Origin of the sequence: Bradyrhizobium sp. PRIMUS42 (assembly GCF_023006515.1) — a bacterium.
GTDB lineage: Bacteria > Pseudomonadota > Alphaproteobacteria > Rhizobiales > Xanthobacteraceae > Bradyrhizobium.
In genome coordinates this window covers 1-7,714 of sequence record NZ_JALBGZ010000271.1, presented here as the reverse complement: position 1 = coordinate 7,714, position 7,714 = coordinate 1, and the positions used below count along the sequence as shown (strand labels likewise).

Annotated in this window: 9 protein-coding genes and 1 pseudogene; 3 read left to right on the top strand and 7 right to left on the bottom strand. The window is 63.9% G+C overall.

From position 1 onward, the window contains the following. Both MOV75_RS20175 and MOV75_RS20170 read left to right on the top strand, forming a co-directional pair. On the top strand, positions 1-843 hold an 843-nt coding region (locus MOV75_RS20175), incomplete at its 5' end, for a UbiD family decarboxylase (RefSeq protein ID WP_247006460.1). Then, on the top strand, positions 840-1,436 hold the full coding sequence (locus MOV75_RS20170; protein WP_246929128.1) for a UbiX family flavin prenyltransferase: 597 nt from the start codon (positions 840-842) through the stop codon (positions 1,434-1,436). The genes MOV75_RS20175 and MOV75_RS20170, both read left to right, overlap by 4 nt. Positions 1,437-1,455: 19 nt before the next feature. Here MOV75_RS20170 and MOV75_RS20165 read toward each other — a convergent pair whose 3' ends face one another. The 6 genes and pseudogenes from MOV75_RS20165 to MOV75_RS20140 form a co-directional block, all read right to left on the bottom strand. Beyond that, the gene (locus MOV75_RS20165) at positions 1,456-1,779 is read right to left on the bottom strand and encodes a metal-sulfur cluster assembly factor (RefSeq protein ID WP_246929127.1); all 324 of its coding nucleotides are present in this window, start codon (positions 1,777-1,779) and stop codon (positions 1,456-1,458) included. Next, a complete protein-coding gene (locus MOV75_RS20160) occupies positions 1,776-2,285 on the bottom strand; it encodes a DUF2249 domain-containing protein (protein WP_246929126.1) in 510 nt (169 codons plus the stop codon). The genes MOV75_RS20165 and MOV75_RS20160 overlap by 4 nt, the downstream gene beginning before the upstream one ends. A gap of 12 nt (positions 2,286-2,297) precedes the next feature. Continuing rightward, on the bottom strand, positions 2,298-3,644 hold the full coding sequence (locus MOV75_RS20155) for a hypothetical protein (RefSeq protein WP_246929121.1): 1,347 nt from the start codon (positions 3,642-3,644) through the stop codon (positions 2,298-2,300). Between the two features lie 327 nt (positions 3,645-3,971). Further along, positions 3,972-4,505, bottom strand: coding sequence for an OpgC domain-containing protein (gene opgC / locus MOV75_RS20150; RefSeq protein WP_246929119.1), 534 nt, complete (start codon positions 4,503-4,505; stop codon positions 3,972-3,974). A 64-nt stretch (positions 4,506-4,569) separates the two neighbouring features. After that, positions 4,570-4,617: pseudogene (locus MOV75_RS20145) on the bottom strand (hypothetical protein); the annotation flags it as partial. A 283-nt stretch (positions 4,618-4,900) separates the two neighbouring features. Next, positions 4,901-5,686, bottom strand: a complete 786-nt coding sequence (locus MOV75_RS20140; protein WP_246929117.1) for a 2-keto-4-pentenoate hydratase — start codon at positions 5,684-5,686, stop codon at positions 4,901-4,903. A gap of 216 nt (positions 5,687-5,902) precedes the next feature. On the opposite strand from MOV75_RS20140, the gene MOV75_RS20135 reads away from it, so the two are divergent. After that, positions 5,903-6,841, top strand: a complete 939-nt coding sequence (locus MOV75_RS20135) for a LysR substrate-binding domain-containing protein (RefSeq protein ID WP_258719552.1) — start codon at positions 5,903-5,905, stop codon at positions 6,839-6,841. A 75-nt stretch (positions 6,842-6,916) separates the two neighbouring features. On the opposite strand, the gene MOV75_RS20130 is transcribed toward MOV75_RS20135, so the two are convergent. Further along, a complete protein-coding gene (locus tag MOV75_RS20130; RefSeq protein ID WP_246929110.1) occupies positions 6,917-7,531 on the bottom strand; it encodes a TetR/AcrR family transcriptional regulator in 615 nt (204 codons plus the stop codon). Between the last annotated feature and the right edge of the window lie 183 nt (positions 7,532-7,714).

The following is a 7,714-nucleotide window of genomic DNA, read 5'->3' as shown; positions in this document are numbered from 1 at the left end:
AATGGCACGCGTCGAAACGCGCGAAAGCTAGTCACGATCGCGGCCCGCAGAGGCGAAGTCACGTGCGGCAAGCTCCAATTCAAGATCCGTGATCCGCTCGAAGATTTGAGGCTCACCGTCCCGCTCGCGATCCCGGCCGAGGCCGAGATCGTCATCGAGGGCTTCGTCTCCGCGACCGAAACCGCGCCCGAGGGACCGTATGGCGATCACACCGGCTACTATAATTCCGTCGAGGAATTCCCCGTGATGCGCGTGACGGCGATCACCAGCCGGCGTCAGCCCGTCTACCTCTCGACCTTCACGGGCCGGCCGCCGGACGAGCCGTCGCGGATCGGCGAGGCGCTCAATCGCCTGTTCGTGCCGCTCATCCGTCAGCAATTCCCTGAGGTGACCGACTGCTGGCTGCCGCCGGAGGCCTGCTCCTACCGCATCGCCGTCGCGGCCATCAAGAAGCGCTATCCCGGCCAGGCGCGGCGGCTGATGCTGGGCCTGTGGTCGATGCTGCCGCAGTTCAGCTACACAAAACTCCTGATCGTGGTCGACGACGATATCGACATCCGCGACTGGCGTGCCGTGATGTGGGCCGTCTCCACGCGCAGCGACGCCTCGCGCGATCTCGTGACGCTCACCGACACGCCGATCGACTATCTCGACTTCGCCTCACCGAAATCGGGGCTCGGCGGCAAGCTAGGAATCGATGCGACCACGAAGATTTCACCGGAGACGGATCGGGAATGGGGCGTTCCGCTGACCATGGATCCCGCCGTAGTCGCGCGTGTCGATGCGATGTGGGCAAACCTCGGCCTGTCCGGCATGCAAGCGCGCGCACCGGTCCTGACATGAGCGGGCGGCAAGGCATCATCGTCGGCATCAGCGGTGCCTCGGGCGCCGCGATCGGCATGCGCATCGTCGAGCTGCTGGCCGACAATCCGCATTACGCGGTGCACCTCGTGGTTTCGCCCGCTGCAGAGCGTACGCTGAGTGAGGAAGTGGGGAGCGATGCGCTCGCGCGGCTGCGCGCACTCGCCTTCCGCCACCATCTTCATTCGGACATCGCCGCCGCGATCGCCAGCGGCTCGTATCCGATCGCGGGCATGATCGTCGCGCCGTGCTCGATCCGTACGCTCTCGGCCATCGCCTGGGGGCAGCTCGACAACCTCCTGACGCGCGCGGCCGACGTGCAGCTCAAGGAACGGCGCCGGCTGGTGTTGCTGGTCCGCGAGAGCCCGCTGCATCTCGGCCATTTGCGCGCGATGCTGCAGGCGACCGAAATCGGCGCGATCATTGCGCCGCCGATGCCGGCCTTCTATCTCAGGCCACAGTCGCTGGACGAGGTGATCGACCAGATCGCCGGCCGGGCGATCAACCTGCTCGACCTGAGGAAGCTTCGCGCACCCGCAAAGGTCTGGTCCGGCCCAAGCTCCGAAGGCGTGTAGCCGCAGCCGCCTTGCCGGTTCAGTTCACATCGGCAAAACCGAGCGACGACCTCACACCGGGCGAGATCATCGAGGGTTGCCAGGGCGGCTCGAACGTCATGGTGACGCCAACCGAGTCCACGCCCGGAACGAGGCACGCGCTGCTCGCGACACCCTCCTTGAGAAAGGATGCGGCGGGGCAACCGCGCGTCGTCGCCGTCATGGTGATATGCGCGGCGCCATCGTCGACCGACACGTCATAGATAAAGCCGAGATCGACGATGTTGTGCCCGAGCTCGGGATCGATCACGACCTTCAGCGCCTGCCTGATCCGGGCGACGAGATCATCCTCGTTGATCGTCATGCGTGCACCCTCACCGTCAGTTGATAGGCATCCTTCTGCGGCGTGAAGTCGCCACGCCACTGATGGCCGCGCTTGGTCAGCTCCCGAAACAGGAAGACCGGTTCACGGCTGAGCAAGGCGAACAGCGTCTGGCCCGGCGCGAGCCGCTCCAGGGCTGCCAGAATCCGGACCATCGGCTCCGGCGGATCGAGGTCGCGGTTGTCGAGATGCACCATTGGCTCCGGCCAATCGCCATCGCTCGACGCGGCGGGGAGCGGTTCAGCCGCTTCGACCGAGCCGTCATCGGGCAAGAACCGGATCTCCCATTCGCCGCCTTCCAGCTCGGCTTCCCGATGCGCAAAGCCCCTGCTCGCCATGACGTCGAACAGGGGAACCGGCTTGAAGGGAGCATAGAGCCGCAGCCCCTCCCCAGGCTCGAGCCGCTCGACCGCGGCCATGATGATCGAGAACGGCTCGCCGCCTGCACGCAGGATCGGCCGGACATCGACGTCGATAAATTCGGTCATTGCAGTCTCCTTTCAGTTTCGTGAGACCAGGAGGTGGGGCATGGCCGCTCCGGTCGGCAGGCGCAGCGGCTCCGCCACATCCGCAAGCCGCCGGGCCCGGATGAACTCCTCACTCAAGCCGAGCGTCGCAAGCATCACGACCGCGACAGCGACGCGAAAGCCGAGTGCCGCATCGAACAGGAGCATCAACGTTGCCGTCCAACTTCCGGCAAAGAACACGACAAACCACTTCAAGGCGCGGCGCTCGGCAACGAGATCCTGCACGCGAGGCGTCGGCACTCTACCCATCACCGGACCATAGGTTTCAAGCCAAGTCAGGAATGGGACGATCTTGTAGAGATTTGCGAGCACGAGGCCAGTGAGCCAGCCGAACGCGACGAGAAAGGCGAGTGCGCCGACATGGGATTGGAAAGAACCGATCGCCAGAAGCGCGGCGCCAAGGATTGCGGCCGCGGCAAGGCTCGCCAGCGCAGCGAGGCTCATGCGCGTGTTGAGCTCGAGCGCGCGACGTTTGCGGGTTCTGTACAAGCCGAGCACGTCACGACCGTAGGCGACCAGCGACAGCAGCGCCGCCGCTGCTGCAAGCAGAAGCGCCAAATCCAGCCTGGTCATGCGCCAGAATGCAAGCACGCCGCCGACAAGGCCGACGGCCAGCGCGGTGATGCCGGCAGGCCAGGCAAGCCGGCCGAGCCTCTCATCGCCGTCGGGCGCGAGCATGAACATCGCAAGCAAGCGATAGCTCACGCCCATGGCCGTGAATGTCAGCCATCCGCCAAGCCCCGCAATCGCGTGGATCGGAACGCCCGAGACCAGCAGGTCCGGCCATTGCGCACCGACCGCGGTTCCCGACAGCACCAGCGAGAACATGCCTCCGAAGGCCGCCGTGACACAGATGCAGACAAGCCCGCCTGCGACGAACCGCGCCGGCCCCGGCAGCGGACGGGCCGACCAGAGCGTCATGCCGAGATTGGCAACGACCAATGCGAAACCGGCAATCAGCAGGCCAGCGCCGACAGGAAGCAGCCAGGGCGGCCCGTTGAAGTGCCCGCCGAGAGCCAGGAAGCCCGCGAGCAGGGCGGTCAGCCCAAGCGTCAACAGCACGAGAACCGGCAACGTCCAGCGCTCCGCATAGAGCGGCCTTGCGACCAGCACCGGCACGAACTGGAACAGCGCACCACACAGGACCATGCTCAACCAGCCGATGCAAACCATGTGGACGATGACGAGCGTGTCCGGGCCGCCGATGTCGTGGTTCGGAAAACCGAACCCGGCGACCATCAGTCCTTCTGCGAGCAGCAACCAAACGATTGCGACCGCGAAGTAGCTGATGGCCCATCTACAGAGGCTGGTTCCGATCACGGCGTGCTTCCCATCGCCTGCACACGAAGTTTCGTGTCAGCGCTCAAAAACGGTAAGGGGTTGCAGTCACGACCACTTTGTCGAGGCGCAAACTCAGCCACCTTTCGCGACAAGGGACAGGATCATCTGATCGCCCTGCCGGCCGTCCCTCGGCAATGGCGGCCAACGCGCCGCCAACGGCGCTCGAACAAGGCGTGCGGAAGCTTGGACTGCTGATCCTTCGACTTACATTCTTGCTCCGGTGGCCGCCCCGGATCACGCGCGAATTCGCCTCTCGCCGCCACCCCGGCGTCATCTTCCAGAAATTGCAGGGCCGAAGAGATTTGGTCAGAACAATCTTGTTCGAGGCGCGGCCAGCCCGGTGAGCCGGGTCAACAGGGTCGCAAAGATTGTGAGAAGCGCGATCCCCGTGGTGCTGACCATGACCTGAGCAAGCACGCCGTCGGATACGGTCCTCAAAAGAAAATATGCGGAGAGCGACAGCAGAACTCCCGCACAATAAACCTCCAGCGAATTCTCTCCGCAACGAACAGCTCCCAACAGCGTGCGCGACCGCAGAGGCGCCCAATGCGCGGGCACGAAATTGGCGACACAGACCGCAAGCGCGAGGAAATGCAGAACGCGAAGGGGATCAAGACCAGACTTGTCTATTGGGTAGATCAAGCCTTTCAGGAATTGAGGAACTGCAAGCTCGAGAGCTGGATTGATCCAGCTCATCGTAACAGCCAGCGACCAAATCAAATATGAGGCCGACAACAGGATCACGGGACGAGACGTCAGGAGCGGCATCAGCCGCCGACGTCCTACCACCGTCAGGAGCCATGGCGCAAACAGCAGATGAAACAGCACGAAGGTCGGCAACACCCATCGTGCACGTCAGCCCCGAGACAAACATGAAGGTTTCGGTGGTGTCGCTAAATCCATACCGACTCAGCGTCAGCCAGCTGCAGATATTCCCCGGGATATGATTCATGAAGACGAACCAGAGCGCGATCCCTCTGCAGGCGTCGAGCCGAACGTCTCGGTCTGGCATATCGTCGATTGGACCCATCGCAAATGTCCGAAGTGGCCCTGCCCGCTGAAAACCGTGGGTCGGGTTATACAAGCGGCATATTGGTTCGCTAGCTGAATGAGGGCTTGATCCGAATCAAGCGGGACCTGCCATTGCCTTCTTGCGGCGGGGGTCGCGCGTTGGACGTTCATCCCGGTATGGGTCAGATCACGGACGGCGCGATCGATCTCAGGCCACGCAAGTCTCACGAATATTTGGCGCTGACGCTGCCGAACGGTCCGAAATCGCCAATGAAGGTCTCACCTGCCTTCGGCCGCAACATGCCTGTCAGCGTGCCCGTGCTGACCATCTGTCCTGCCTTCATGCCGATGCCCGTGCGCGAAAGTTCGTTGGCAAGCCACGTCAGCGGCATGACCGGATGATCCAGCAAATCGGCAGCCCTGCCTTTGCGGCGCAGAGTGCCATTGCAAATGAGGCTGACCTCCTGTCCGGCAATGTCACGCTTTTGCCAGTCCGCAATGGCAGGGCCATAGACGACCGTGCCGGAGCCGGCACCGTCGGCGAGAATCGCCGGCAATGGCGGGAATGCCGCGTCATGCGCAAAGCGACATTCTGCCAGTTCGATCCCAGGATGCAGGGACTCCACAGCCGCGGTCACATCCTGCACGGTATAGGGCTCGGCGCGCGGCGGCAAATCGATACCGAGGACCGCTTGATACTCCACTTCTGGAATCGGACTGCATTGCGTGGCGTGCTCGACGCTCCCGGGCGACTCCATGATGAACGGTGCGAAGACGCGACCATAGATCGGCGAGTCCGTACGCAGCTCCCGTTGCAACGCTTCCTTCATCGCGGCGATTTTCCATCCCGCGACGGTCCAGCCGAGCTCCTCCTCGACCATGCGCGCGATGCGGTAGGCAGTCGCCTTGTCGGGCGGCACGAGACGCTGATCGAGACCGCTCTGCTGGCGTCCTTCGCGGCGCAGGCCAGCGAGCAGACGGGCGAGTTCACGTTGGGTCGACGGATTCATCCAGATTACTCCACCAGCAACGCGGCCGCGCGGGACAAAGGCACGGGCGCTTCGTCCAGCAGCAGGTGGATCGCCTCGTCCTCCCAGCGCTGGCTCGGGGCCGGACGGAGCCGGACAGACTTCGAGTATGGCTTGACCGAGCTTCATGCAACCGACTTGTTGGGCGGGGGCCTTGAGCGAGAGTCAAGGCTCGGTCATCCCGCGGGGCGCACCCTCATGGTTTCACGACGACTTCCTCCGCTGCATGCCGTACGGGCATTCGAAGCGGCCGCGCGACATTTGTCGATCACGCGCGCCGCCGACGAGCTGAACGTCACGGTTGGGGCCGTCAGCAGGCACGTCCGCGCCCTCGAGGTGCGCATGGGCACGGCACTGTTCCTGCGGGGATCGCGGGGCCTGGTGCTGACCTCCGCCGGCAAGGCCTTCGCCGATTCCACGCGCGAAGCGCTGGACCGCATTGCGGACGCGGCCGAAGGCCTGCACCTGCGGCAGTTCAGACGGCTGTCCGTCGGCGTCTACGGATTCTTCCTGTCGCGTTTTCTGCTGCCGATGTGGCCGCGCCTCAAGGCGGCGCATCCCGAACTGGAGATCGATCTGCACACCAGTGCCAACCCTGTGGACCTTCTTGCCAGCCGCTACGATGCAGTCGTAGCCGTCTCGGACGGCGAACCCAGAGCCGGCCTCGTCACCCGGCCCCTGCTGCCGATCGCGACCGTGCCGGTCTGCTCGCCAGCCCTGCTAAAGGATGGCGCACTGGATTTCGCCTCCGTTCCACTTCTGCACAACAGGCCGCGACCGGACGACTGGCGCCGCTGGCTCGACCACGCGCAGCTCACCAAGGTGCCCGTTCGCGGCGGGAGCAGCTTTGAAAACCTAGGTCTCGCCATCGAAGCTGCGGCCGCCGGGCTCGGCGCTGCTATCGCCATCGAGAGCCTGCTCGCTCCGGATCTTGCTCACCTCAATCTTGTCAGAGCGCATCCCATCGTTCGGCCGACGCGGCGGCACTTCGTGCTCGAGTACGAGCAGCGTATGGCGGACGACCCAGCCGTCGCCGCGTTTTCCGCGTGGCTGTCTGATGCCTGCAAACAGCAAGGCGGCGACAAGGCGGCAGCCGGGACATCCACCCGAAAGCGTACGGTTGGGACTGGGCGTTGAGTTTCCCGCGCGGGCTAGGATGCCGATGGCAGATTTCGCACCAGCGACGTCATCGGAGCTAAATGAGGCAGGCCCTTAGCCGGACTTGCCCAAAGCTTTCAGGATAAAGAAAATTTGGGCGCGCATGCCTGCTTCGGTGTCTTCGCCGTGTACCTCGCAGTGCTCGATCAGAATTGGATGGAAGAAGGCCACGAACGCGGATCTGACCGCCCGGGCGGCTTCCGCGGCGTCTTCGACATCGAACTCGCCCGCGTCGGCGCCCTCGCGTATGATCGCCTCCAAGATCATCAGCATCCGCTCGATGTGCGCCTGAATGATCGGCCAGTTCTCCTGCATGGCGGCGACGATCAGATCGTGCATGGGCTTTTCCTTGACCAGCATCATCGTGGTGTGGTGGTGAACACTGGTCAGCAGTTGCTCGAGTTTCTCCGTCGCCGGCGCGTCCGAGCGCGCGATCGCAAAGGCGCTGTCGGCAACCTCGTTGATGAGATGCCCGCAGATGGACTCGTTGATTGCATTCCTGGAAGGAAAGTAGCGGTAGATATTCGCCGGGCTCATGCCGAGTTCAGCGGCGATGTCGGCCACCGAGGTTCTGTGGTGACCGACGCGGCGAAAGCGCTCTTCCGCCGCGCCCAGGATCCGGGCGCGGGCCTCGTCGGACTCCCTTCCCGTGCGGACCGGACGATCCATTGGAGCAACAGAGCCTTATTCTGCAGCCAATGTCGGTCGCACATCCGGCTTCTCGTGCGAAGCCTCGTGCATATCTGCGGTCGGCTTGATCCGGAACCAGGTGGCATAGAGCGCGGGAAGGAACAGCAGGATCAGCACCGTTCCGACCGCGGTGCCGCCGATCAGCGTGTAGGCCATCGACCC

Bases quoted from the DNA above. Each gene is read 5' to 3' on its own strand.
- MOV75_RS20170 (WP_246929128.1), top strand. From the start codon at position 840: ATGAGCGGGCGGCAAGGCATCATCGTCGGCATCAGCGGTGCCTCGGGC.
- MOV75_RS20165 (WP_246929127.1), bottom strand. From the start codon at position 1,779: ATGACGATCAACGAGGATGATCTCGTCGCCCGGATCAGGCAGGCGCTG.
- MOV75_RS20160 (WP_246929126.1), bottom strand. From the start codon at position 2,285: ATGACCGAATTTATCGACGTCGATGTCCGGCCGATCCTGCGTGCAGGC.
- MOV75_RS20140 (WP_246929117.1), bottom strand. From the start codon at position 5,686: ATGAATCCGTCGACCCAACGTGAACTCGCCCGTCTGCTCGCTGGCCTG.
- MOV75_RS20135 (WP_258719552.1), top strand. From the start codon at position 5,903: ATGGTTTCACGACGACTTCCTCCGCTGCATGCCGTACGGGCATTCGAA.
- MOV75_RS20130 (WP_246929110.1), bottom strand. From the start codon at position 7,531: ATGGATCGTCCGGTCCGCACGGGAAGGGAGTCCGACGAGGCCCGCGCC.